Raw genomic sequence first — 24,581 nt, forward strand, 5'->3', positions numbered from 1 at the left:
AGAGAAGATGACAAATAAAAATGCTTATGCCCAGTCGGGTGTAGATGTTGAAGCAGGTTATGAAGTTGTTGAGCGGATCAAAAAGCATGTGGCTCGCACGGAGCGTGCGGGTGTCATGGGAGCTCTTGGTGGCTTTGGTGGCATGTTTGACCTTTCAAAGACAGGGGTCAAAGAGCCCGTCTTGATCTCAGGGACTGACGGTGTCGGAACCAAGCTCATGCTGGCTATCAAGTACGATAAGCATGACACGATTGGGCAGGACTGTGTTGCCATGTGTGTCAATGATATCATCGCTGCAGGTGCGGAGCCCCTCTATTTCCTCGACTATGTGGCGACAGGGAAGAATGAACCAGCTAAACTAGAACAAGTCGTCGCTGGTGTGGCAGAAGGTTGTGTGCAGGCTGGTGCTGCCCTCATCGGTGGGGAAACGGCTGAAATGCCTGGTATGTATGGCGCAGATGACTATGACTTAGCTGGTTTTGCGGTCGGCGTAGCTGAAAAATCTCAAATCATTGACGGTTCAAAGGTGGCAGAAGCCGATGTTCTTCTCGGACTTGCCTCAAGTGGTATCCACTCAAATGGTTACTCACTTGTCCGTCGTGTCTTTGCCGACTACACAGGTGAGGAAGTCTTGCCAGAATTGGAAGGCAAGAAACTCAAAGAAGTCCTTCTTGAGCCGACTCGTATCTATGTCAAGGCAGTCTTGCCACTCATCAAGGAAGAGTTGGTCAATGGAATTGCCCACATCACAGGTGGCGGCTTTATCGAAAATGTTCCTCGTATGTTTGCGGCTGACCTAGCTGCGGAAATTGAAGAAGACAAGGTTCCAGTCCTTCCTATTTTCAAAGCCCTTGAAAAATACGGTGAAATCAAGCATGAAGAAATGTTTGAAATCTTCAACATGGGTGTGGGACTCATGCTGGCAGTTAGCCCTGAAAATGTAGGTCGCGTCAAGGAATTGTTGGATGAACCAGTCTATGAAATTGGTCGCATCGTCAAGAAAGAAAACGAAAGTGTCATCATCAAATGAAAAAAATAGCGGTTTTTGCCTCTGGTAACGGCTCAAATTTTCAGGTGATTGCCGAAGAATTTCCGGTGGAATTTGTTTTTTCAGACCATCGTGACGCCTATGTGCTAGAGCGGGCAGACAAGCTCGGAGTCCTGTCTTATGCTTTTGAACTCAAGGAGTTTGAGAACAAGGCAGACTACGAAGCAGCACTTGTCGAACTCTTGGAAGAACACCAGATTGACTTGGTCTGCCTCGCAGGCTACATGAAAATCGTCGGTCCAACCTTGCTAGCAGCTTATGAAGGCCGTATCATCAATATTCACCCAGCTTATCTCCCGGAATTCCCAGGAGCTCATGGTATTGAGGATGCTTGGAATGCAGGCGTTGACCAGTCTGGCGTGACCATTCACTGGGTGGATTCTGGTGTGGACACAGGCAAGGTCATCAAGCAAGTCCGTGTGCCACATCTAGCAGATGATACTATCGAAAGCTTTGAAGCTCGTATTCACGAGGCTGAGTACAAGTTGTATCCAGAGGTGCTGGATAGCTTGGGAGTGGAGAGAAGGTAAGAAGTAAATCAAGTTTTGATTGCGCAACCTTGCTAGGAGAAAAAATGATTGAACTGAAATTGGTAGATGAGAGCAGTTTTTAGGCAGTGCTGGATTTGAAAATATCTGAAGCTGATGAACAAGCACATTTCGTGGCTCCAAATGTACGTTCTTTAGCTGATGCATGGCTCTACCGGAAAAACGAAGATGTGTTTCCGATGGCAATCTATTGGGATAAGCAAGTGGTTGGCTTTCTCCTGCTAGAAATAGACAAGGATGAAGCGGAATACTTTATCTGGCGGATAATGATTGGTCAGCAGTACCAAGGAAGAGGTTATGGTCGAAAAGCCTTGGAAGTTCTAATCAAAGAGGCCCAGATGGATAGAGCTTGCAGTCATATTACCGCAGATTATGTGGTTGGAAATGAAAAAATGAAGCACCTGTTGACTGGTCTGGGTTTTCAGGAAACAGGATTTATAGAAGAAAATAACGAAGTCGCTATGCGCTTGGATCTAAAGAAAGAGGAATAGAATGACGAAAAAGGCCTTAATCAGCGTCTCAGACAAAGCGGGCATTGTTGAATTTGCCCAAGAACTTAAAAAACTCGGTTGGGAGATTATCTCGACAGGTGGGACAAAGGTTACCCTTGATAATGCTGGGGTGGAGACCATTGCAATTGATGATGTGACGGGCTTCCCAGAAATGATGGACGGTCGTGTTAAGACCCTCCATCCAAATATCCATGGTGGGCTCCTCGCTCGTCGTGATCTCGATAGCCACCTTGAGGCGGCTAAGGACAATAAGATCGAGCTTATCGACCTTGTAGTGGTCAACCTCTATCCTTTCAAGGAAACAATCCTCAAACCAGACGTGACGTACGCTGACGCAGTTGAAAATATCGATATCGGTGGGCCGTCTATGCTTCGTTCAGCAGCTAAAAACCATGCCAGCGTGACGGTTGTGGTAGACCCTGCTGACTATGCTGTGGTTTTGGACGAATTGGCAGAAAATGGTGAAACGACTTATGAAACTCGCCAACGTTTAGCAGCCAAGGTTTTTCGTCACACAGCGGCTTATGACGCCTTGATTGCAGAATACTTCACAGCTCAAGTAGGTGAAGCAAAGCCTGAAAAGCTCACTTTGACCTATGACCTCAAACAAGCTATGCGCTATGGGGAAAACCCTCAACAAGATGCAGACTTTTACCAAAAAGCCTTGCCAACGGATTACTCGATTGCATCAGCCAAACAGCTCAACGGTAAGGAATTGTCCTTCAATAACATTCGTGACGCGGATGCGGCCATTCGTATTATTCGTGATTTTAAAGACCGTCCAACCGTTGTGGCTCTCAAACACATGAACCCATGTGGAATTGGTCAAGCTGACGACATCGAGACTGCTTGGGACTATGCTTATGAGTCTGACCCAGTGTCTATCTTTGGTGGAATTGTCGTCCTCAACCGTGAGGTGGATGCTGCGACTGCTGAGAAGATGCACGGCGTTTTCCTCGAGATCATCATCGCACCAAGCTATACGGATGAAGCGCTAGCCATTTTGACAAACAAAAAGAAAAACTTGCGCATTCTTGCCTTGCCATTTGACGCACAAGATGCTAGTGAAGTGGAAGCAGAATACACAGGTGTTGTCGGTGGACTTCTTGTGCAAAATCAAGACGTGGTCAAGGAAAGCCCAGCTGACTGGCAAGTGGTGACCAAACGCCAGCCAACCGAGACAGAGGCGACTGCTCTTGAGTTCGCTTGGAAGGCTATCAAGTATGTAAAATCAAACGGTATCATCGTAACCAACGACCACATGACACTTGGTGTTGGTCCAGGTCAAACAAACCGAGTGGCCTCTGTTCGTATTGCGATTGACCAAGCCAAAGACCGCCTTGACGGCGCTGTGCTTGCTTCCGATGCCTTTTTCCCATTTGCGGATAACGTGGAAGAAATCGCCAAAGCAGGTATTAAGGCCATCATCCAGCCGGGTGGCTCAGTACGTGACCAAGAGTCTATCGAAGCAGCGGACAAATATGGCTTGACCATGGTCTTTACAGGCGTGAGACATTTTAGACATTAAGAACGCAAAGGAAAGAAAACAGTTTCTTTCCTTTTTTGGGGGAGGAGAATATTTAAAAAAATTTAAGAGAGTATTGCATCTGTTATTTAGTCTAACTATCTAGAAATTCATCAAGTAATTTAAGTTGATTAGTAATATGATTTGCAAAGCCTATATTGAGATAAGCTGAAAATAAGGTTGACGATAATTTTGTTTAGAAGAATGATGATGAAAATTGATTGAAATGTTTGTGATGGGTTATGTAAGCAATCTACAGAAAATTTTGGTACAATACTAGTTACTGAAACAAATAGTATTGCAAGGAAAATACTTATAACAATGGAGGAGAAATGGATATTGTACGTGGTGTTATAAAGAACCAGTTTGCTGCAAATAAACTGATAGAATGTTTAGAAACTTTAATCGATGATGGGACGTTATATTTGGGATATCCATTACGGGCTCAGGATGAATCTAAGACTACACTAGATGCACTGCTATTATCATTAGAATATGGAATTGTGAGTTTTTCGTTTGAAAATTTTGCTACTCTAGAGGAAATAAGGGATTATCAAGATAGTCTATATTATCAAATTGAATATAATTTCCAAAGGTATTCCTCTTTGAGATCAGGAAGAAGATTAGCATTTGAACCGATAATCTTTACTTTTCTTGCTGAGACTCCAAAAAAATTAGAATCTGAGTTTATTTTAACTATTGATGACTTTAAGGAAAAGTTTGCTTCACAGAAGCAGACAGTAGAATTGACACTATATAGAAAAATAGTTGCAGCTCTACAGAAAATGGGACAAGGTGGGAGTAAAACTAAGAGGGAAATTACATCAAGTACTTCAAAGGGCTACAAGATACAAGCAATTGAAAAAGAAATTGCTAATTTGGATAAGTGGCAAAATCATGCAGCATTTGAGGATCCTGAAGGAATTCAGCGTATTCGAGGATTGGCAGGTTCTGGGAAAACAGTGGTACTGGCTAAGAAGGCAGCATATTTACATTTCCAATATCCAGAGTGGAAAATAGCAGTGACATTCTATACTCGTAGTCTGGGTCAACAATTTTATGATATGATTAACATGTTTTACAAAGAGTACTCAGATGAACCAATAAATGAAGATAAACTACAAATTCTTCATGCTTGGGGGGCCGGTACAGAAATAGGAGTATACTCAGAAGTATGTCATAATCTAGGTATTGTTCCAGAAAATTATAATCTCGCATTACAGAAATATGGTAGGAATCGTGAGTTTCAGGGGGCGATCTCAGGTATTATAAATTTGGTATCTGAGAGTTATCCGCATAAATATGATGCAATTATAATTGATGAAGCGCAAGACATGCCCGCTAATTTTTTCCGACTTTGCTATAATATAACTAAAGATACTCATAAGATAATTTATGCTTATGATGAATTACAGAATCTTAACACTGAACAAATGCCTTCTCTTGAAGAAATGTTTGGAACAAATGAAGATGGGACTGCTAAAATAAATATTGAAAACCGGCCCAATCAACCTCAAAGTGATATTGTCTTGCCAGTTTGTTATAGAAATACCAAATGGGCATTAACGTTGGCTCATTCAATTGGGTTTGGGATATATCGTGATGAGTTAATTCAATTTTTTAATAATGATGAATTGTGGCAAGATATCGGCTATGAAGTTATAGAAGGTAGTTTAAGAGCTGGACAGACGGTTTCGTTAAAAAGAAAATTAGAATCATCACCTAGATATTTTGATGAATTAGAAATTACTCCAGAAAATTCAATTATTATTAATAAATTTGATTCAATGTTTGAACAATATGAATATATTGCAGAACAGATTCAAAAAAATATTGCTGAGGATGAGCTCTTGCCTGAAGATATTTTGGTAATTTTTCCAGATGCCTATACATCGAAGAAAGAGTATTATAAATTACAGGATTCGTTACTTAAAAGGTCAATTTCTAGTAATTTAGCTGGTGTGACAACAGATCGAGATACTTTCAAAGAGAAAGGCTATGTCACTTGTTCTAGTATCTATAGAGCAAAAGGGAATGAATCAGCAGTAGTATATGTAGTTAATGCCGATTACTGCATATCAGGTCCAGAACTTATAAAGAAGAGAAATGCGATCTTTACAGCCATTACAAGATCTAAAGCTTGGGTTTGTATTACTGGTGTAGGTGATGGAATGGAACAGTTAATGGAAGAAATAAACAAATGTCGTTCTAATAATTATCATTTACAATTTAAAGTTCCTACTGATGAACAAATTAAGAAAATGAGAAGAGTTCATAGAGAGCTAAATCAAAATGATCATAAGGCAATGAAGATGATTGAAGAGTTGAAGAAGATGATTGCCTCTGGGGAGCTAAATGAGGAGTATCTTGAAGAATTAGGAAAGTTTACTCAATATGACTGATGAAAAAAATTCAAATTATAAAAAATCTCCTAAAACAGTTAAACTGCACTATGATCAAATGAAAAATACTATTGATTTATTGGAGGATTCTGGATTTGCTAAGGAGAAAATTTATCCAGTAATAGATATTGAATCAGATATTAAATCAAAGGAGATTATGTATAATGTATGTTGGAGTAAAAAAGTTTCAGGAGTGAATGAGAGTAATTTTTTATCAATTGATTCATATGAAAAAATTATAGAAGCAAAAAGTTTTCAAATGCTTTTGTTTGATAATAGTGTAATACGATGTTCGTTAATTTTTAATGGAAGAGGAAAATTATTAAAACAAAATTTTTCTTATGTACCATGCCCATTAAATAAGTTATACAAGGAATATGAAGGTGAAGCATTAAATGAACTATTGAATGACATTTCAATAGGTATTTACGAAAAAGATAAGTTATTAATGCGAACTGCTATAAGGCTTGATTTTGATTTGGGAAATGATACAGAGTTGCACCCTGCAAGCCATATGCATCTTCAGAATTCTAATACAAGATTATCTGTCTCAGGGCCGATTTGTTTTAATAGTTTTGTTAAACATATTATTGAAACTTATTATCCACGAGCGTATTATGTTAAAAATAAAATTTTAAGTGATTCATTATACAAAAGCATTAATCTTGATAATTGGGAAGGTTTGATTATAGACAATAATACGAATCAAAAAATTAAGTATAAAAATCAATCAAAAATTACTATCCCTCAAATAAAGTATTGATTACCAGATTTTTAGGTTACTTTGATACAAAGCTAAGACCTTTTCTTTTTAGAATTTTTACAAGTTGGTTTTAGTAACTCCATTTTCTAATCCACCTATTCTCTATTCGCATCGGAGGCATTCTTTTTATCTGGATTCGAAGATTGATTGTTGTATATCGTAATTTCTTAGAAGCTTAGCATATGCTAGGCTTTTTCTATTTTTAAGTATCAAAAAACTATCAGTTTAATGATTGTTAATTATTATACTAATTTTAAGGTGTCTGCTTTTTGCTTATCTATAAATAGAAAAATATATTTAATCTTGTATTGCTTGTGTATTTATCTTGAGACCATTAACATGAATATAAATAATCCTAGTTTAAATTGGGAAATTGGATAAAAGACTTAGGAATTAGAACCAGAATAAATAGGGATTTGAATTTTTTGGTGTTTCTATGAATATTTCTAAGGTGGAGCATTATTAGCTATGAGTGAAGGAAAGTTGAAATATCTGTGTAAAATAGTTAAGTAATATTACTCTTTGGAAATACTTCAGCTATAGTATAGGAATTCGATTCTACTAATAATCAGATATTTATGATAGCCATTGGATTAAAACGAACGTTTATGATATAATATTAGTAAATAATTCGCAAAAGAGGTTGAGAGATGAAACTGTTAGTTGTCGGATCGGGTGGTCGTGAACATGCGATTGCTAAGAAGTTGCTTGAATCAAAAGACGTTGAAAATGTCTTTGTAGCTCCTGGAAATGACGGGATGACTCTGGATGGTTTGGAATTGGTAAATATCTCTATTTCCGAACATTCTAAGTTAATTGAGTTTGCAAAAGCCAACGATATTGCTTGGACCTTCATCGGGCCAGATGATGCCCTTGCTGCTGGTATCGTGGATGATTTTAACCAAGCTGGTCTCAAGGCTTTTGGTCCGACTAGGGCTGCAGCGGAGCTGGAGTGGTCCAAGGATTTTGCTAAGGAAATCATGGTCAAATATGACGTTCCGACAGCAGCCTATGGCACATTTTCAGATTTCGAGGAGGCCAAGGCTTATATCGAAAAGCAGGGGGCGCCTATCGTAGTCAAGGCAGACGGTTTGGCCCTTGGGAAAGGTGTCGTCGTTGCTGAGACAGTCGAGCAAGCAGTAGAAGCTGCTCACGAGATGCTTTTGGACAATAAATTCGGTGACTCGGGGGCGCGAGTGGTCATCGAGGAATTCCTTGACGGAGAAGAGTTCTCTCTCTTTGCCTTTGTCAATGGGGACAAGTTCTACATCATGCCGACGGCTCAGGATCACAAACGTGCTTACGATGGCGACAAGGGTCCTAACACTGGTGGGATGGGTGCCTATGCGCCAGTTCCTCACTTGCCACAGAGCGTGGTTGATACGGCGGTTGACACCATTGTCAAGCCAGTCCTTGAAGGGATGATCAAAGAAGGTCGTCCATATCTTGGTATTCTTTACGCAGGGCTTATCTTGACAGCTGATGGCCCTAAGGTCATCGAGTTCAACGCTCGTTTTGGAGATCCAGAAACGCAAATTATCTTGCCTCGTCTGACATCTGACTTTGCGCAAAATATCACGGATATTCTCGATGGCAAGGAGCCGAACATCACGTGGACGGACAAGGGCGTGACTCTGGGTGTGGTTGTCGCGTCCAATGGTTACCCGCTGGATTATGCAAAGGGCCTAGAGTTGCCAGCTAAGACAGAAGGCAATATCATCACCTACTATGCAGGAGCTAAGTTTGCGGAAAATAGCAGAGCACTGCTCTCAAACGGCGGACGAGTTTATATGCTAGTTACCACAGCAGACACCGTGAAAGAAGCCCAAGATACCATCTACAAGGAACTCGACAAACAAAAAACAGAAGGCCTCTTCTACCGAACCGATATCGGAAGCAAGGCAATTAAGTAAAGATATAAGAATAACGCGACGAAGTCGCTAAATACGATAATGGTCGTTTGATTTGCGAGCATTAGCGAGCTAATATAGAGCAATCACCGCCGTTGTGAAAGAACGATTGGATGATAAGCCAATCGTTCAGGGAAATCGGAAGACCTTGGGCTTCCGATTTAGGCATGAGACACCTTTGGTGGCTGCTGCCGTCCCTCACAACTTAAGGTGATTGAAAAAAGAAAGGAAAGAAAAGGATATTAACTATGAAACCAGTAATTTCCATTATCATGGGCTCAAAATCCGACTGGGCAACCATGCAAAAAGCCGCCGAAATCCTAGACCGCTTCGGTGTAGCCTACGAAAAGAAAGTTGTCTCTGCTCACCGCACACCAGATCTCATGTTCAGACATGCGGAAGAAGCACGTAGCCGTGGCATCAAGGTCATTATCGCAGGTGCTGGTGGTGCAGCTCATTTGCCAGGTATGGTAGCTGCCAAAACAACCCTTCCAGTCATTGGTGTACCAGTCAAATCACGTGCTCTTAGTGGCGTGGACTCGCTCTACTCTATCGTACAGATGCCGGGTGGCGTGCCTGTGGCGACAATGGCTATCGGTGAAGCTGGTGCGATAAATGCGGCCCTGTTTGCCCTCCGTCTTCTTTCAGTAGAGGATCAGGCTATCGCGACAGCATTGGCAGATTTTGCAGAAGAACAAGGGAAAATCGCAGAGGAGTCTACAAATGAGCTCATCTAAAACAATCGGAATTATCGGTGGTGGTCAGCTGGGTCAGATGATGGCCATTTCTGCTATCTACATGGGGCACAAGGTTATCGCGCTGGATCCTGCGGCGGATTGTCCAGCCTCTCGCGTGGCGGAAATTATCGTGGCTCCCTATAACGATGTGAACGCCCTTCGCCAGTTGGCTGAGCGTTGCGATGTCCTTACCTATGAGTTTGAAAATGTCGATGCTGACGGTCTTGATGCTGTTATCAAGAATGGTCAGCTCCCTCAAGGGACAGACCTACTCCGCATTTCTCAAAATCGCATCTTTGAAAAGGACTTTCTCTCAAACAAGGCCCAAGTCACTGTGGCACCCTACAAGGTTGTGACTTCAAGCCAAGACTTGGCAGATATTGACCTATCGAAAAACTATGTCCTCAAGACTGCGACTGGTGGCTACGATGGGCATGGACAAAAGGTCATTCGCTCAGAAGCAGACTTGGAAGAAGCCTATGCGCTAGCCGACTCAGCAGACTGCGTCTTAGAAGAATTCGTCAACTTTGACCTTGAGATTTCTGTCATCGTGTCTGGTAATGGCAAGGACGTGACAGTTTTTCCGGTTCAGGAAAATATCCACCGCAACAACATTCTTTCAAAAACCATTGTGCCAGCCCGCATTTCAGAAAGTCTAGCTGAAAAAGCCAAAGCTATGGCTGTGCGAATCGCAGAACAGCTTAATCTGTCTGGAACTCTTTGCGTGGAAATGTTTGCGATGGCTGATGACATCATTGTCAACGAGATTGCCCCACGACCACACAACTCTGGGCACTACTCTATCGAAGCCTGCGACTTCTCCCAGTTTGATACCCATATCTTGGGCGTTCTCGGAGCACCATTACCAGCTATCAAATTGCATGCGCCTGCAGTCATGCTCAACGTCCTCGGCCAACACGTCGAGGCTGCTGAAAAATATGTCGCAGAAAATCCAAGCGCCCACCTCCACCTGTATGGTAAAATAGAAGCGAAGCCCAACCGCAAGATGGGGCATGTGACTTTGTTTAGTGATGTGCCGGATGAGGTGGAGGAGTTTTAGGAGGAAGGGTATGAACTGGAATGAAATAAGTAAACTATATGAAACAGATGAAGATTTCATGTATGAGAATGCAATTCTTGTTTTTGACACATCGTCACTTTTAGAATTATATTTTTACAGCACAAATTCGGCGGTTGAAATTCTTGAAAAATGTAATTATCATTTTAAGGACAGGATATTTTTGCCCAATCATGTTAAGTTTGAATATGATAAAGACCGTGAAATCATAATAAAAAAACAAACATTAGGTTATCAAAATGTTTTTAATAAGAATGATAGTATTGGATTTTTTGCAAAGATTATTTATCAACAAGAAATGATAAAAAGAATCATAACTGATACTAACAATGCGATTAAGAACTTTGAACAACAATTCGGAAACAGACAAACCCATCCTTACTTTTCGTCCGAGTTTATTGAAGAATTTAAAACAGAGGTTAGTAATTTTACTTTGAAACTTGCTGATATAGAAAATTCTAAAATTTTTATTGATTTTGAAGATAAGCTTAAGGATGAGACAGAAGCTCGTATTACTGAAATAACTAATCAAATTGAACAAGATAATCTGAAAGAATTTATTGAGAATAATTTTACAATAGGCGATGATTACTCGTTTCCCGAACTTATGGACATAATTAGTGAGGGAGAATTAAGATATTCGGCCTCTATTCCACCAGGTTATATGGATGCAGAAGAAAAACAAAGTATTCAAGTATATGGGGATTTAATAATTTGGAAACAAATATTAAAACATGCTCAATCTCAGTCTAAACCAGTTATATTTGTTTCAGATGATACTAAAGAGGATTGGAATGAAATTATAGAGGGGGAAGAAGTAAATAAGAAAAGGAAGCGTACAGATTCCAAAAGACCAAGGTATGAGATTTTAATGGAATTTAAAGATATAGTAGGGAAGAAAATAAAAAAGCTAAAATTATCTGACTTTTTATATGAATTAAATGGACAGTTAGAAACTAAGTTTGGTAGTTCAACTATTTCGGAAATTAAATATAAATCTTTGAAAGAAACCATTGAAGATGAAGCATTAAATTTTGTTAGAGTTTTAGAGAGAGAGATTGAAGAAGTTCAGGGTGATGGATTAGAGCCAGATGATGCATACGATTTTTATGAAATAGATAATTTTACTAATCTATCTTCTATTGATAAAATCAGTTTGAATGATCTTGGTGAAGGTTTATATCAAGTTGAATACTTGGCTACATTTGACTGTAATATTGAATGTGAATACTATGAATACTGGGGGCGAGATGATGATACTAAAGAAGAAATAACATCTCCACCGAGTATTATTCGTGCTTCAGGTGAACTGTTAGTTAAAATAAAGCGAGAAATTAGAGTTTGTTTTGGTGAAGACTTTAATCCTGTTATTGAGGATGAGGAAGAACCATATTTTGAAATTATTGAAGATAATCGAGAGGTCTATAAACATTCATGGGAGGATGACTTTTATGATGAAGACGATTATGACTACTACTAGTAATAAATAATTATAAATTTTTTATAGAAAGGACTGGCACAAGCAAGTACAACTGAACCTGGACGAAAAGCTAAGAATATAGATAAAACGCCTCGGGGACAAATGTCCATCGTTTATTTCCTAAAACTCAGTTGCTTCTTGTTGCCCTTAATATTTTAACAATGATTAACCGTTACTCTCGCCCTGAAATGGCGAACATTTGGAGTGAAGAAAATAAATACCGTGCTTGGCTTGAGGTGGAAATCTTGGCTGACGAGGCATGGGCTGAGTTGGGGGAAATCCCTAAGGAAGATGTGGCTTTGATTCGCGAAAAGGCGGACTTTGACATCGACCGTATTTTGGAGATTGAGCAGGAGACGCGCCATGATGTGGTGGCTTTCACGCGTGCGGTTTCTGAAACTCTTGGTGAAGAGCGCAAGTGGGTTCACTATGGTTTGACTTCTACCGACGTGGTGGATACTGCCTATGGTTACCTCTACAAGCAGGCCAATGACATCATCCGTCGTGACCTTGAAAACTTCACCAACATCATCGCTGACAAGGCTAAGGAGCACAAGTTCACCATCATGATGGGTCGTACCCACGGTGTGCACGCTGAGCCGACAACTTTTGGTCTTAAATTGGCCACTTGGTACAGCGAAATGAAGCGCAATATCGAACGTTTCGAGCATGCGGCTGCTGGTGTAGAAGCTGGTAAGATTTCTGGTGCGGTTGGGAACTTTGCCAACATTCCACCATTCGTTGAAAAATACGTCTGCGACAAATTGGGTATCCGTGCTCAAGAAATCTCTACACAGGTGCTTCCTCGTGACCTTCACGCTGAGTATTTTGCAGTTCTTGCCAGCATCGCAACTTCTATCGAGCGTATGGCAACTGAAATCCGTGGTTTGCAAAAGTCTGAGCAGCGCGAAGTGGAAGAGTTCTTTGCCAAAGGGCAAAAAGGTTCATCTGCAATGCCTCACAAACGCAACCCAATCGGTTCTGAAAATATGACTGGTCTGGCGCGTGTTATCCGTGGTCACATGGTGACAGCCTATGAGAACGTGGCTCTTTGGCACGAACGTGATATCTCTCACTCATCAGCTGAGCGTATCATCACACCAGATACGACTATTTTGATCGACTATATGCTTAACCGTTTTGGCAATATCGTCAAGAACTTGACGGTCTTCCCAGAAAACATGATCCGCAACATGAATTCTACGTTTGGTCTGATCTTTAGCCAACGTGCCATGTTAACCCTGATTGAGAAAGGCATGACCCGTGAGCAAGCCTATGACTTGGTGCAACCAAAAACAGCCTACTCTTGGGATAATCAAGTAGACTTTAAACCGCTTCTCGAAGCAGATCCAGAAGTGACATCACGCCTGACTCAAGAGGAAATCGACGAAATCTTCAACCCTGCATACTACACTAAACGTGTGGATGATATCTTTGAACGTATCGGACTTGGTGATTAATCCTAACAATAAAAAGCGAGATTAAATCTCGCTTTTTTGTATGCTTGTCGAAGGGGGTTAATCTTCTTTTCTCTTAGTGAGTCCGTAGGCTGCTAGAGTCGCCATGAGTCCTGCTGCGACCAAGCCTGCAGAGTCTTGACTTCCTGTTGCAGGGAGTTGTTTTTCATCTGCTTTGGCAGTAGTTGGTGCAGTTTGCTCAGCTTTCTCAGCTTTCTCAACGGCAGTGCCGACTTCAACAACTTGAGTGACCGTTTCCTGTGTTACCACGCTATTGACAAGCGTTCTTTCTTCTTTTCCATCAGCACTAGTGCTTACAGAGTAGAAGGCAGTACGGTGGCCGTTAGCCCCTTTAGTAACAACTTGCGTTTGTCCTTTTGGTAATTGAGGATTTTCACGTGTCACAGTAGTGAATGGAATTTCTTCCTCTTGGATATCCAGTCTTGGTTTTGTTTCTGCGGCTGGAGCAAGACCGTGTTCGTCTCCTACATGGGTTACAAGGGTTCCGATTTCAATAACTTGGGTCACTGCTTCTTGAGTCACAAGGCTATCTACAAGAGTTTTCACTTCCTTACCGTCAGCACTAGTGCTTACAGAGTAGTAATGGCTGCGACGACCGTTAGCGCCTTTAGTAACGACTTGAGTCTTCCCTTTGAGCAAGAGTGGATTTTCACGTGTCACGGTAGTGAACGGAATATCTTCTTCTTGGATATCTAGTCTTGGTTTCGCTTCGGCAGCTGGAGCAAGGCCACTTTCATCCCCTTTGTGAGTAATAGGGGCACCGATTTCAACCACTTGGGTCACAGGTTCTTTGGTTACTTGGCTATCTAGAACGGTTTCTGTTTGTTTACCATTTTCAGTAAGGACAGAGATGTAATGAGTGCGTTCGCCATCTACACCTGGTGTGACAATCTTTTCTTGCTTAGCTGGGAGGTTCGGATTTTCTTTTTTGATAACCTCAAATGGAATCTTTTCTGCTCTTGTGATGAGTTCCGGTTTGGTTTCAACATTGGCAGCTAGTTCATTTTCATCGAGGCTTCCTGAGTGGGTTGCTGCTGGTTTGAGGCCTAGGCGGGCTGCTTTGAGTTTGGCTACGAGAGCGTCTAACTCGGCTTGTTTGTTACGGTTGAGGTTGTAGTTGAGAGCTTCTTTCGCTGCATTTAGGGCATCCAAGCTTTCCTTGCTGTATCCATCCAAGTTAGTAGGGATTTGAGCAAGTTCCTCACGGAGGGCATTGTAGTTAGCGCGGAAGTAGTCTTTATTATTGTCTGCAAAGGCAGTCATGAGTTCAAAGATTTCTTCTTCCTTGTACTCAGCACTTGGTCTGTCTGCCCAGATAGCAAGCATGCTTCCGACGGTTGGAAGGTCTACCTCAGGATATTTGGTAGATGCAAGCTGGTTAAATGGTGTTTTTTTAGTATTTTCAATTGCTTTTTTGAGGAAACCACCACCATCTTCAGGTTTCTGGCCGAGAATGTAGTACCAGTCTCCGTTGGTGTTAAGGAATTTGTAGCCTTTGCTTGCCAGGTACTGAGGAGATGCAAGGTTGTAACCCCACCATCCCTTAGACCAGTAAGAGATGATGACATCCTTGTCAAACTCAACATCATCCTTGTCCTCGTAGTAGAAACCATCGTTGAAGGCCATTGGTTGAAGGCCTCTTTCTTTGGCCATAGCAGCAAGAGTGTTAGAGTACTCAGCAAACTTGCCATAGAGTCCATACCATTTGAGGTAGTACCAGCCTTGAGCGTTGGTGGCATCATTGGCATATTCGTCTGTACCGTAGTTGAAGATCTTAGTTTTGCCTGCAAAGAAGTCCATGTACTTGCCGATGAGGGCTTTGACAAAGTTCATGGCCTCTTCGTTTTCGAGGTCCATGGTTGTTTTGGATACCTTGTCAAAGTTGGCTTGAGGATTTTGGATACCTAATTTTTCCATAGCGACAAGCATGGCATCCATGTGACCTGGGCTGTTGATTGCTGGAATTAGTCCAAGACCTTTTGATTTTGCGTACTCGATCAATTCAGTGATTTCAGCTTGACTAAGAGTGGTACCATTTGGATCATCGTAGTAAGCTTTTGTTCCTTCTATGATAGCCTTCTTGACATCATCGCTTGCATAAGTTTTTCCGTTAGCTGTGATGGTCATGTCATCAAGGAGGAAGCGAAGTCCATCGTTTCCTAGGAGAAGATGCACATCAGAGTAGCCGAGCTCGCTCGCTTTGTCTACGATACGTTTGAGTTGGTCGAGCGTGAAGTACTTACGTCCAGCATCGATAGAGATTACTTTGTTCTTGGCAAGCTTTTCAACTTCGCGTTTCGCGTCTTCTTCTTTTTGAGCTTCTGGTGTGAAGGTCAAGTTGCTGACAGCTTCTTGGAGTTTCGCGATTGCCTGGTCAATCGTGTCTTGTTGGGCGCGACTGAGGTTGCTATCGAGTGAGCGAATGGCTTTTTCAGCTTCTTTTACAGCTGCGACACTTTCTGCAGTATAGCGGTTAAGGTCTGTTGGGACTTCTTTCAGAGCTTGTTCAGCAGACTCATAATCAGCTGCGAAGTATTCAGCATTGGCATTTGCGAAGCTACGCATGAGTTTGAAGAGGCGTGATGGTGAATAGCGTGCAGATGGGGTATCCGCCCAAGCAGCTACCATACCCCCGATGAACGGGATAGTAGCTCCATCAGATTTTGGTACAGAAGTGATTGGAGTGTTCTTGATACCATTGAGTCCTTGGTCGAGGTTGTACCAGCCTTGGCCATCGGCATTTCGTCCGAGGACGTAGTACCAAGCATCGTTGGTATTAAGGATTTGGTGGCCTTTTTCAACTAGAAGTTTAGAAGAAGCGACGTCGTATCCGCCCCATCCACCAGTCCACATAGAAACGATGATATCTTTGTCAAAGGTTCCAAAGCTAGTGTCGCTATTATAGTAGATACCATCGTTAAAGGCCATTGGTTTGAGGCCGTGAGATTTGACGATGCGAGCAAGGTCGTTTGCGTAGGCGATAAATTTGTCATAACCCTTGTCAGGGAATCCATCTTCTGGATACCACTTGTAGGCTTGAAGAACGCTCCAGCCTTTGGCGTTTGTAGCATCATTGGCGTACTCGTCTAGTCCGATATTGAAGATGTCAGATTTGCCAGCGAAGTAAGCAGCATACTTGTCGATCAGAGCTTTGGTAAATGCAACAGCCTCCTTGTTATCAAGGTCAACGGTACGAGCAGATTCCTTACCAAAGTAGTTGAAGTTCGGTTTTTGGATGCCTAGTTCTTTCATGGCATGCAAAATCGCATCCATGTGACCAGGGCTGTTTACAGTTGGAATGAGGCCAATACCTTTATTTTTAGCGTAGTTGATCAAGTCCGTCATCTGACTTTCTGTCAAATGGTTGCCGTTTGGATCCTTGTAGTAGGCATCAGTTCCGTTTTCGAGTGCACGTTTGACATCGTCGCTTGCATAGGTTTTGCCATTCGCTTTGATCGTCATGTCGTCCAACATAAAACGCATGCCGTCATTTCCAACTAGTAGATGAAGATCAGTATAGCCGTAGTGTTTGGCTTTGTCGATGATTTCTTTGAGTTGGTCTGGAGAGAAATACTTGCGTCCAGCGTCGATTGAGATCATTTTTCGTTTTGCCAGTTTTTCATTTACCTGAGCTGCTCGTTCCGTGCTAGGAGTGGCTACTGCAGGTGTGACGGCTTCATTTTTCTTTTCTGAAGAAGTGCTTTCAGCAGGAGTTTCAGCTGGGGCAGGGCTTTCTTTCTCGGCAGTAGGAGTTGGAGTAGCATTTTCTGTCACAACTGGTGCGCTTGACTCTTCTGTTGTTGGAGCAACTGTTCGAGGAGCCTCCTGGTCTTCTTTGACCTCCTCTTTTACAGGTTTGTCAGCCTTTTCTTCCAGTTTTTCTGGAACCTTGGAGTCTACAGCTTCCTTGACTGCTTGAGGACTCTCCTGAATAGTTTGAACAGTTTCTTCAGCTGTTGGAGCTGGAGTAATCCCGTCGGCAGATACGACTTGGGCGCTAAAAGCAAATCCTATAAGTACAGAAGCTGCCCCAACCGCGTATTTACGAATGGAGAAGCGCTGTTTCTTTTCTAGTTTCATGACAAAACCTCCTTGTTATTATCATATATGATAGCGTTTACATAAAACCAATTTTATTTTATTATCTAAGGAGTAAAATGTCAAGTGGGTTTATATAAGAACTATAATAAATAGAGGAAATCATAAGATTTAGGAGAAATTTGCTAATAAGGGATAAAACCGAGGAAAAACCAAACGAAAATTTACCTTGTTTTTAGTAAAAATGCTACTAATTAAATAAGAGCCCTTCATAGCGTTTTCACAGCTTCTTTCTCGTGCTATAATGAATAGAGAAAAAGCCTGAGCTAGGCTCAGGCTTTTTCTTAATGACCTCGGTTACATGAGATGAATTTGATTTTGTAGTAGTCTGCTCGCTTATAAGTTTCACTATAGGCAAGGACTTGGCCAGTGGCCTCAAATTTTGTAGTCTTCGTTTGGAATACAGTTGGGAATTGTGTATCGATTCCGAGTACAGAAGCAGCATGCTCTGGAGTTGGGAATGCGATTTCGTTGATTTCCTCAAAATGTTCATCACTCATGTGAATGCGGTAATCCAATTTGAAACGTGTATAGATAGAGCTATAATAGTCAAGATTTGGATAGTTGGCATTGATGTATTGCTCAGGAATATAAGATGTGTGGTAGATGTATGTCACGTCGTTTGTCTGACGAATACGTTCAATCTTATAGTAGAATTGATCTCCACGTAGTCCAAGTTTATCTAAATATTCAAGTTTGTTTCCGCGCTCGATAGAAAGGACAGTAACTTTATCGTCTTTTGTTTCAAAGATTTCGACATCTGAAAACTCAACGAGTTTGTGCTTACGGGCACGTGAAACGAAAGTACCTTTACCTTGTTGGCGGACAATGTAGCCGTCTTTAGCAAGGTCGTTCAAGGCACGAACAACTGTGATTGAACTCACATCGTACATCGCGATCAATTCGGCTTCTGTATAAAATTTATCTCCACTTGCAAATTGACCAGAGATGATTTTATTTTTTAATTCATCTTTAATATATTGGTATTTAGGAATAGCCATAAATTTCACCTCGATTCTCTTTCTCCAATTTTGATTTTACCACAAATATAGAGAAAAGAGTAGTATTAAGGTCAAAAAATTAAAATAATAGACTAAAAATGTTATTTTACATGTAAAAAAATTCATTTGATGTTCTTGTGAATTATCATACATAAAAAGATCGTTTTCATGCTATTTTTAGATAATTTCGGTAAACGGTAAGTAAAAAAATAGAAAAATTTTAAATAATTTTCTAAAACCTATTGACAAATGCAAAAGATTTGATTATAGTTAATATTATAATAAATGAAAGCGCAAACTTAATTCGTCAGAGGTAATAACATGACCAGATTTAAAATTGAGGACGATTTCTATTTAGACGAAAAACCGTTCAAGATTTTGTCCGGCGCCATTCATTATTTTAGGATTCCAGCAGAGGATTGGTATCATTCTCTCTATAACTTAAAGGCGCTTGGCTTTAATACAGTCGAGACCTATGTGGCTTGGAATTTACACGAACCTGTTGAAGGGGAGTTTGATTTTGAAGGTGCCAGAAATTTGGAGAGATTTCTTCAAATTGCACAAGATTTGGGTCTCTATGCCATTGTACGCCCGTCTCCATTTATCTGTGCGGAATGGGAATTTGGTGGCTTGCCGGCTTGGCTCTTGACCAAGGACGTGCGAATTCGCTCGTCTGACCCGGCCTACATCGAGGCTGTTGCTCGCTATTATGACCAATTATTGCCAAGGCTTGTGCCTCGCTTGTTGGATAATGGCGGAAACATTCTTATGATGCAAGTCGAAAATGAATATGGCTCTTATGGAGAAGATAAGTCTTATCTACGAGCGATTCGGAAATTGATGGAAGACCGAGGGATTGATTGCCCACTCTTTACTTCAGATGGTCCATGGAGAGCTACTCTGAAGGCCGGAACCTTGATCGAAGATGACCTCTTTGTGACAGGGAACTTCGGTTCTAAAGCTCCGTACAACTTTTCACAGATGCAGGAATTCTTTGATGAGTATGGCAAAAAATGGCCCCTCATGTGTATGGAATTCTGGGATGGCTGGTTTAACCGTTGGAAAGAACCCATCATCACACGGGATCCTAAAGAATTGGCAGAAGCTGTTCGAGAGGTATTGGAACAAGGCTCTATCAACCTCTACATGTTCCATGGAGGCACAAACTTTGGTTTCATGAATGGTTGCTCGGCTCGAGGAACTCTGGATTTGCCACAAGTCACATCTTATGACTATGATGCCCTTCTCGATGAAGAAGGAAATCCAACTGCTAAATACCTAGCAGTCAAGAAGATGATGGCAACACACTTCCCAGAGTATCCACAGTTGGAACCACTCTATAAGGAAAGCATGGAATTGGAATCCATTCCACTAGTCGAAAAAGTTTCCTTGTTTGAAACCCTAGACAGTCTCTCTAGTCCTACTGAAAGCCTCTATCCAAAAGCGATGGAAGAACTTGGTCAAAGTTATGGCTACCTTCTCTATCGTACTGAGGCAAGTTGGGATGCAGAAGAGGAACGCCTCCGTATCATCGATGGGCGTGACCGAGCTCAGCTCTTTGTAGATGGTCAATGGATTGCTACTCAATACCAGACAGAGATTGGTGAAGACATCTACTGTCAGGGCAACCGAGAAGGCTTTTCAGAGATTGACATCTTGATCGAAAATATGGGGCGTGTCAACTACGGACATAAGTTCTTGGCAGATACGCAACGTAAAGGAATTCGTACAGGTGTCTGCAAGGATCTACACTTCATGTTAAATTGGAAACAATATCCACTTCCATTGGATAATCCTGAGAAGATTGATTTTTCAAAAGGATGGACAGAAGGACAACCAGCCTTTTACGCTTTCGACTTTACGGTCGAAGAGCCAAAGGATACCTACTTAGACTTGTCTGAGTTTGGTAAGGGAGTTGCCTTTGTCAACGGGCGTCACCTAGGGCGTTTCTGGAACGTCGGCCCGACCCTCTCACTTTATATCCCTCATAGTTATCTCAAGGAAGGTGCTAACCGCATCATTATCTTTGAAACTGAGGGCGAATATAAAGAAGAGATTCACTTAACTCGTAAACCTACACTAAAACACATAAAGGGGGAAAACTTATGACAATTGTAGGATGCCGTATCGATGGACGTTTGATCCACGGTCAAGTAGCCAATCTTTGGGCTGGAAAACTAAATGTTTCACGCATTATGGTTGTAGACGACGAAGTTGTTAACAACGATATTGAAAAGAGTGGTTTGAAACTTGCGACACCACCAGGTGTGAAACTCAGTATCTTGCCAGTTGAGAAAGCAGCAGCAAATATCCTTGCTGGTAAATACGATAGCCAACGTCTCTTTATCGTTGCACGTAAACCAGACCGTTTCCTTGGTTTGGTCGAAGCAGGTGTTCCGCTTGAAACACTCAACGTCGGCAATATGTCTCAAACACCAGAAACTCGCTCTATCACACGTTCTATTAACGTGGTAGACAAGGATGTGGAAGATTTCCACAAACTAGCAGAAAAAGGTGTGAAACTCACTGCTCAAATGGTTCCAAATGATCCAGTTTCAGACTTTTTGAGCTTATTAAAATAGGAAAAAATTTTTAGGAGGTCATTGTTATGATACAATGGTGGCAAATTTTACTTCTCACTTTGTACTCAGCTTATCAAATCTGTGATGAGTTGACAATCGTTTCATCTGCAGGTTCCCCTGTATTCGCTGGTTTCATTACCGGTTTGATCATGGGAGATGTGACAACTGGTTTGTTTATCGGTGGTAGCTTGCAGTTGTTCGTTCTTGGGGTTGGTACCTTCGGTGGTGCTTCTCGTATCGACGCAACTTCTGGTGCGGTTCTTGCAACAGCATTCTCTATCTCTCAAGGTATTGATACAGATCTTGCGATTACAACAATCGCTGTACCAGTAGCAGCACTTTTGACATACTTCGACGTTCTTGGACGTATGACAACTACTTTCTTTGCACACCGTATTGATGCTGCGATCGAACGCTTTGACTACAAAGGTATCGAACGCAACTACCTACTTGGTGCGCTTCCATGGGCTCTTTCACGTGCCCTTCCAGTATTCTTCGCTCTTGCTTTTGGTGGTGCTTTCGTACAATCAGTAGTAGACCTTGTTAAAGAATACCAATGGGTTGCAGACGGTTTGACACTTGCAGGTCGTATGCTTCCAGGTCTTGGATTCGCTATCTTGCTTCGTTACCTTCCAGTTAAACGTAACCTTCACTACCTTGCTATGGGATTCGGTTTGACAGCTATGTTGACTGTTCTTTACTCAAACGTAACAAGTCTTGGTGGAGCAGTTGCTGGAATCATTGGCACTCTTCCTGCTGAAGTTGCTGAAAAAATTGGCTTTGTTAACAACTTCAAAGGATTGTCTATGATCGGTATCTCTATCGTGGGTATCTTCCTTGCAGTTGTTCACTTCAAGAACAGCCAAAAAGTTGCTGTAGCAGCACCTTCTACACCATCAGAAAGTGGGGAAATCGAAGATGACGAATTCTAATTACAAACTAACAAAAGAAGATTTTAATCAAATCAACAAACGTAGCTTGTTTACTTTCCAATTAGGTTGGAACTACGAACGTATGCAAGCTTCTGGTTACCTTTACATGATCTTGCCACAATTACGTAAAATGTATGGGGATGGAACTCCTGAATTGAAAGAAATGATGAAAGTTCATACTCAATTCTTCAATACTTCACCATTCTTCCACACTATTATCGCTGGTTTTGACCTTGCCATGGAAGAAAAAGATGGTGTGGGTTCAAAAGATGCCGTTAACGGTATCAAGACAGGTTTGATGGGACCATTCGCTCCTCTTGGAGATACTATCTTTGGTTCACTTGTGCCTGCTATCATGGGATCTATCGCAGCAACTATGGCGATCGCTGGCCAACCATGGGGTATCTTCCTTTGGATCGCAGTTGCAGTTGCTTATGACATCTTCCGTTGGAAACAATTGGAATTTGCCTACAAAGAAGGGGTTAACCTTATCAACAACATGCAAAGTACTTTGACAGCTTTGATTGATGCTGCATCTGTACTTGGTGTCTTCATGATGGGTGCTCTTGTAGCGACAATGATCAACTTTGAGATTTCTTACAAATTGCCAATCGGTGAAAAGATGATTGACTTCCAAGACATCTTGAACTCAATCTTCCCACGCTTGCTTCCAGCAATCTTTACTGCCTTTATCTTCTGGTTGCTTGGTAAGAAAGGTATGAACTCTACTAAAGCGATCGGTATCATTATCGTTCTTGCAGTAGGTCTTTCATTCATCGGTAAATTCTTGCTTGGAATGGGCGCATAATTTATGAGTAAATCATTAATTTTGGTGAGTCATGGTCGTTTCTGTGAAGAACTTAAAGGTAGCACAGAAATGATCATGGGTCCACAGGACAACATTCATGCAGTGGCTCTTCTTCCAGAAGATGGTCCAGAAGAATTTACTGCAAAATTTGAAGCTGCTATCGAAGGGTTGGATGATTTCCTAGTCTTTGCGGACCTTCTCGGCGGAACACCTTGTAACGTGGTAAGCCGTTTGATTATGGAAGGCCGCGACATTGAACTCTACGCAGGGATGAATCTTCCAATGGTGATTGAATTTATCAATGCAAGCCTTACAGGTGCAGATGCGGACTATAAGAGCCGTGCTGCAGAAAGCATTGTAAAAGTCAATGATCTGTTAGCTGGCTTTGATGATGACGAAGACGAATAAGATGTGACTTAGAGCATCTTATATAGAATATACATGGGAATGGGAGTCACTCCCATTCCCATATTTTCAATAGGAATGAAACGACAATAGATTAGAGGAACTCTATGCTAAATTACACAAAAGAAGAATTACTTGAACTGGGTGCAGAAATCACGACTCGTGAGATCTACCAACAGCCCGATGTATGGAAAGAAGCTTTTGAAGCCTATCAAGCAAAACGTGAAGAAATTGCAGCCTTCCTACAAGGGATTGCGAATAAACATGACTATATCAAGGTCATCTTGACGGGTGCTGGTACTTCTGCTTATGTGGGAGATACCTTGGTACCATACTTTAAGGAAGTCTATGACGAACGCAAATGGAATTTCAATGCTATTGCGACAACTGATATTGTTGCCAATCCAGAAACTTATTTGAAAAAAGATGTGGCGACTGTCCTTGTTTCCTTTGCTCGTAGTGGGAATTCACCTGAAAGTGTGGCGACGGTTGATTTGGCTAAAGCCTTGGTTGACGACCTCTATCAAGTGACCATTACATGTGCTGCAGAAGGGAAATTGGCACTTCAAGCCCATGGCGATGACCACAATCTCTTACTCTTGCAACCAGCTGCTTCCAATGACGCTGGATTTGCCATGACTTCTAGTTTTACGTCTATGATGCTAACAGCTCTCTTGGTCTTTGATCCTACAGAATTTGCTGTGAAAACTGAACGTTTTGAAGTTGTTTCTAGCCTTGCTCGTAAGATTCTAGACAATGCAGCAGATGTTAAAGAGCTTGTTGACCTCGACTTTAACCGTGTTATCTACCTGGGTGCAGGTCCTTTCTTTGGCCTTGCTCATGAAGCTCAGCTCAAGATTTTGGAATTAACTGCTGGTCAAGTGGCGACCATGTATGAGAGCCCAGTCGGCTTCCGTCACGGTCCAAAATCATTGATCAACGAAGATACCGTTGTTTTGGTATTTGGTACAACGACAGACTACACTCGCAAGTACGACTTGGACTTGGTTCGTGAAGTGGCTGGTGATCAGATTGCTCGTCGTGTTGTGCTTTTGGGTGATCAAGCCTTTGGTCTTGAAAATGTCAAAGAAGTAGCCCTTGGTTGTGGCGGTGTCTTGAACGATATTTACCATGTCTTCCCTTACATCGTTTATGCCCAACTCTTTGCCCTTTTGACTTCGCTCAAAGTGGAAAACAAACCAGATACACCGTCTCCTACAGGTACAGTAAACCGTGTGGTACAAGGTGTTATCATTCATGACTATCAGAAATAA

Annotated in this window: 20 protein-coding genes; 18 read left to right on the forward strand and 2 right to left on the reverse strand. The window is 41.7% G+C overall.

All coding sequences use genetic code 11. The features are described 5' to 3' along the window. Positions 1–7: 7 nt before the first annotated feature. From purM to purB, 12 genes are all read left to right on the forward strand, one after another. Positions 8–1,030 (forward strand): phosphoribosylformylglycinamidine cyclo-ligase, encoded by a 1,023-nt coding sequence (purM, locus tag O3622_RS06690; RefSeq protein WP_371607238.1) that lies wholly within the window; start codon positions 8–10, stop codon positions 1,028–1,030. Further along, positions 1,027–1,578, forward strand: coding sequence for a phosphoribosylglycinamide formyltransferase (purN, locus tag O3622_RS06695; RefSeq protein ID WP_000717482.1), 552 nt, complete (start codon positions 1,027–1,029; stop codon positions 1,576–1,578). The genes purM and purN overlap by 4 nt, the downstream gene beginning before the upstream one ends. An 86-nt stretch (positions 1,579–1,664) precedes the next feature. Further along, complete coding sequence (locus O3622_RS06700; protein WP_371607239.1) at positions 1,665–2,087, forward strand: GNAT family N-acetyltransferase; 423 nt, start codon at positions 1,665–1,667, stop codon at positions 2,085–2,087. 1 nt (position 2,088) lies between these two features. After that, positions 2,089–3,636 (forward strand): bifunctional phosphoribosylaminoimidazolecarboxamide formyltransferase/IMP cyclohydrolase, encoded by a 1,548-nt coding sequence (gene purH / locus O3622_RS06705; protein ID WP_371607240.1) that lies wholly within the window; start codon positions 2,089–2,091, stop codon positions 3,634–3,636. A 329-nt stretch (positions 3,637–3,965) separates the two neighbouring features. Beyond that, the gene (locus O3622_RS06710; protein ID WP_371607241.1) at positions 3,966–6,035 is read left to right on the forward strand and encodes a DEAD/DEAH box helicase; all 2,070 of its coding nucleotides are present in this window, start codon (positions 3,966–3,968) and stop codon (positions 6,033–6,035) included. Then, positions 6,028–6,798: a DUF2290 domain-containing protein gene (locus tag O3622_RS06715; RefSeq protein ID WP_371607242.1), complete on the forward strand. Its 771-nt coding sequence runs from the start codon at positions 6,028–6,030 to the stop codon at positions 6,796–6,798. Before O3622_RS06710 ends, O3622_RS06715 begins: the two co-directional genes overlap by 8 nt. Positions 6,799–7,448: 650 nt before the next feature. Beyond that, entirely contained in the window at positions 7,449–8,711 is a 1,263-nt protein-coding gene (gene purD / locus O3622_RS06720) for a phosphoribosylamine--glycine ligase (RefSeq protein ID WP_371607243.1), read from the forward strand. 94 nt (positions 8,712–8,805) lie between these two features. Then, positions 8,806–8,922 carry a phosphoribosylaminoimidazole carboxylase gene (locus tag O3622_RS06725; RefSeq protein WP_080976520.1) on the forward strand — a complete coding sequence of 39 codons (117 nt, stop codon included), beginning with the start codon at positions 8,806–8,808 and terminating at the stop codon, positions 8,920–8,922. A gap of 34 nt (positions 8,923–8,956) precedes the next feature. Beyond that, on the forward strand, positions 8,957–9,445 hold the full coding sequence (purE, locus tag O3622_RS06730) for a 5-(carboxyamino)imidazole ribonucleotide mutase (RefSeq protein WP_371607244.1): 489 nt from the start codon (positions 8,957–8,959) through the stop codon (positions 9,443–9,445). After that, on the forward strand, positions 9,432–10,505 hold the full coding sequence (gene purK / locus O3622_RS06735; RefSeq protein WP_371607245.1) for a 5-(carboxyamino)imidazole ribonucleotide synthase: 1,074 nt from the start codon (positions 9,432–9,434) through the stop codon (positions 10,503–10,505). Before purE ends, purK begins: the two co-directional genes overlap by 14 nt. Positions 10,506–10,515: 10 nt before the next feature. Beyond that, positions 10,516–12,003 carry a PIN-like domain-containing protein gene (locus O3622_RS06740; RefSeq protein WP_095726383.1) on the forward strand — a complete coding sequence of 496 codons (1,488 nt, stop codon included), beginning with the start codon at positions 10,516–10,518 and terminating at the stop codon, positions 12,001–12,003. A 161-nt stretch (positions 12,004–12,164) separates the two neighbouring features. Beyond that, positions 12,165–13,463: an adenylosuccinate lyase gene (purB, locus tag O3622_RS06745; RefSeq protein WP_049506259.1), complete on the forward strand. Its 1,299-nt coding sequence runs from the start codon at positions 12,165–12,167 to the stop codon at positions 13,461–13,463. 57 nt (positions 13,464–13,520) lie between these two features. On the opposite strand, the gene strH is transcribed toward purB, so the two are convergent. Both strH and O3622_RS06755 read right to left on the reverse strand, forming a co-directional pair. Beyond that, positions 13,521–17,561 (reverse strand): LPXTG-anchored beta-N-acetylhexosaminidase StrH, encoded by a 4,041-nt coding sequence (strH, locus tag O3622_RS06750; RefSeq protein WP_371607246.1) that lies wholly within the window; start codon positions 17,559–17,561, stop codon positions 13,521–13,523. Positions 17,562–17,863: 302 nt separating this feature from the next. Continuing rightward, positions 17,864–18,580, reverse strand: coding sequence for a GntR family transcriptional regulator (locus O3622_RS06755; RefSeq protein WP_371607247.1), 717 nt, complete (start codon positions 18,578–18,580; stop codon positions 17,864–17,866). A 321-nt stretch (positions 18,581–18,901) separates the two neighbouring features. On the opposite strand from O3622_RS06755, the gene O3622_RS06760 reads away from it, so the two are divergent. The 6 genes from O3622_RS06760 (at position 18,902) to O3622_RS06785 (ending at position 24,581) form a co-directional block, all read left to right on the forward strand. Beyond that, the gene (locus tag O3622_RS06760) at positions 18,902–20,689 is read left to right on the forward strand and encodes a beta-galactosidase family protein (protein WP_371607248.1); all 1,788 of its coding nucleotides are present in this window, start codon (positions 18,902–18,904) and stop codon (positions 20,687–20,689) included. Then, the gene (locus O3622_RS06765) at positions 20,686–21,162 is read left to right on the forward strand and encodes a PTS system mannose/fructose/N-acetylgalactosamine-transporter subunit IIB (RefSeq protein ID WP_000156968.1); all 477 of its coding nucleotides are present in this window, start codon (positions 20,686–20,688) and stop codon (positions 21,160–21,162) included. Before O3622_RS06760 ends, O3622_RS06765 begins: the two co-directional genes overlap by 4 nt. A gap of 26 nt (positions 21,163–21,188) precedes the next feature. Beyond that, positions 21,189–22,094, forward strand: a complete 906-nt coding sequence (locus O3622_RS06770) for a PTS mannose/fructose/sorbose/N-acetylgalactosamine transporter subunit IIC (protein WP_371607249.1) — start codon at positions 21,189–21,191, stop codon at positions 22,092–22,094. Then, on the forward strand, positions 22,081–22,902 hold the full coding sequence (locus O3622_RS06775) for a PTS system mannose/fructose/sorbose family transporter subunit IID (RefSeq protein WP_000185287.1): 822 nt from the start codon (positions 22,081–22,083) through the stop codon (positions 22,900–22,902). The genes O3622_RS06770 and O3622_RS06775 overlap by 14 nt, the downstream gene beginning before the upstream one ends. Before the next feature lie 3 nt (positions 22,903–22,905). Beyond that, a complete protein-coding gene (locus O3622_RS06780) occupies positions 22,906–23,310 on the forward strand; it encodes a PTS sugar transporter subunit IIA (protein WP_000045700.1) in 405 nt (134 codons plus the stop codon). A 104-nt stretch (positions 23,311–23,414) separates the two neighbouring features. Then, a complete protein-coding gene (locus O3622_RS06785; protein WP_371607250.1) occupies positions 23,415–24,581 on the forward strand; it encodes an SIS domain-containing protein in 1,167 nt (388 codons plus the stop codon).

Origin of the sequence: Streptococcus sp. 27098_8_51, assembly GCF_041432205.1 — a bacterium.
Classification (GTDB): Bacteria; Bacillota; Bacilli; order Lactobacillales; family Streptococcaceae; genus Streptococcus.

Bases quoted from the DNA above. Each gene is read 5' to 3' on its own strand.
- purD (WP_371607243.1), top strand. From the start codon at position 7,449: ATGAAACTGTTAGTTGTCGGATCGGGTGGTCGTGAACATGCGATTGCT.
- purB (WP_049506259.1), top strand. From the start codon at position 12,165: ATGATTAACCGTTACTCTCGCCCTGAAATGGCGAACATTTGGAGTGAA.
- O3622_RS06775 (WP_000185287.1), top strand. From the start codon at position 22,081: ATGACGAATTCTAATTACAAACTAACAAAAGAAGATTTTAATCAAATC.
- O3622_RS06740 (WP_095726383.1), top strand. From the start codon at position 10,516: ATGAACTGGAATGAAATAAGTAAACTATATGAAACAGATGAAGATTTC.
- O3622_RS06760 (WP_371607248.1), top strand. From the start codon at position 18,902: ATGACCAGATTTAAAATTGAGGACGATTTCTATTTAGACGAAAAACCG.
- purE (WP_371607244.1), top strand. From the start codon at position 8,957: ATGAAACCAGTAATTTCCATTATCATGGGCTCAAAATCCGACTGGGCA.
- strH (WP_371607246.1), bottom strand. From the start codon at position 17,561: ATGAAACTAGAAAAGAAACAGCGCTTCTCCATTCGTAAATACGCGGTT.
- O3622_RS06715 (WP_371607242.1), top strand. From the start codon at position 6,028: ATGACTGATGAAAAAAATTCAAATTATAAAAAATCTCCTAAAACAGTT.
- purN (WP_000717482.1), top strand. From the start codon at position 1,027: ATGAAAAAAATAGCGGTTTTTGCCTCTGGTAACGGCTCAAATTTTCAG.
- O3622_RS06770 (WP_371607249.1), top strand. From the start codon at position 21,189: ATGATACAATGGTGGCAAATTTTACTTCTCACTTTGTACTCAGCTTAT.
- O3622_RS06755 (WP_371607247.1), bottom strand. From the start codon at position 18,580: ATGGCTATTCCTAAATACCAATATATTAAAGATGAATTAAAAAATAAA.
- O3622_RS06785 (WP_371607250.1), top strand. From the start codon at position 23,415: ATGCTAAATTACACAAAAGAAGAATTACTTGAACTGGGTGCAGAAATC.
- O3622_RS06780 (WP_000045700.1), top strand. From the start codon at position 22,906: ATGAGTAAATCATTAATTTTGGTGAGTCATGGTCGTTTCTGTGAAGAA.
- purH (WP_371607240.1), top strand. From the start codon at position 2,089: ATGACGAAAAAGGCCTTAATCAGCGTCTCAGACAAAGCGGGCATTGTT.
- O3622_RS06765 (WP_000156968.1), top strand. From the start codon at position 20,686: ATGACAATTGTAGGATGCCGTATCGATGGACGTTTGATCCACGGTCAA.
- purM (WP_371607238.1), top strand. From the start codon at position 8: ATGACAAATAAAAATGCTTATGCCCAGTCGGGTGTAGATGTTGAAGCA.
- O3622_RS06710 (WP_371607241.1), top strand. From the start codon at position 3,966: ATGGATATTGTACGTGGTGTTATAAAGAACCAGTTTGCTGCAAATAAA.
- purK (WP_371607245.1), top strand. From the start codon at position 9,432: ATGAGCTCATCTAAAACAATCGGAATTATCGGTGGTGGTCAGCTGGGT.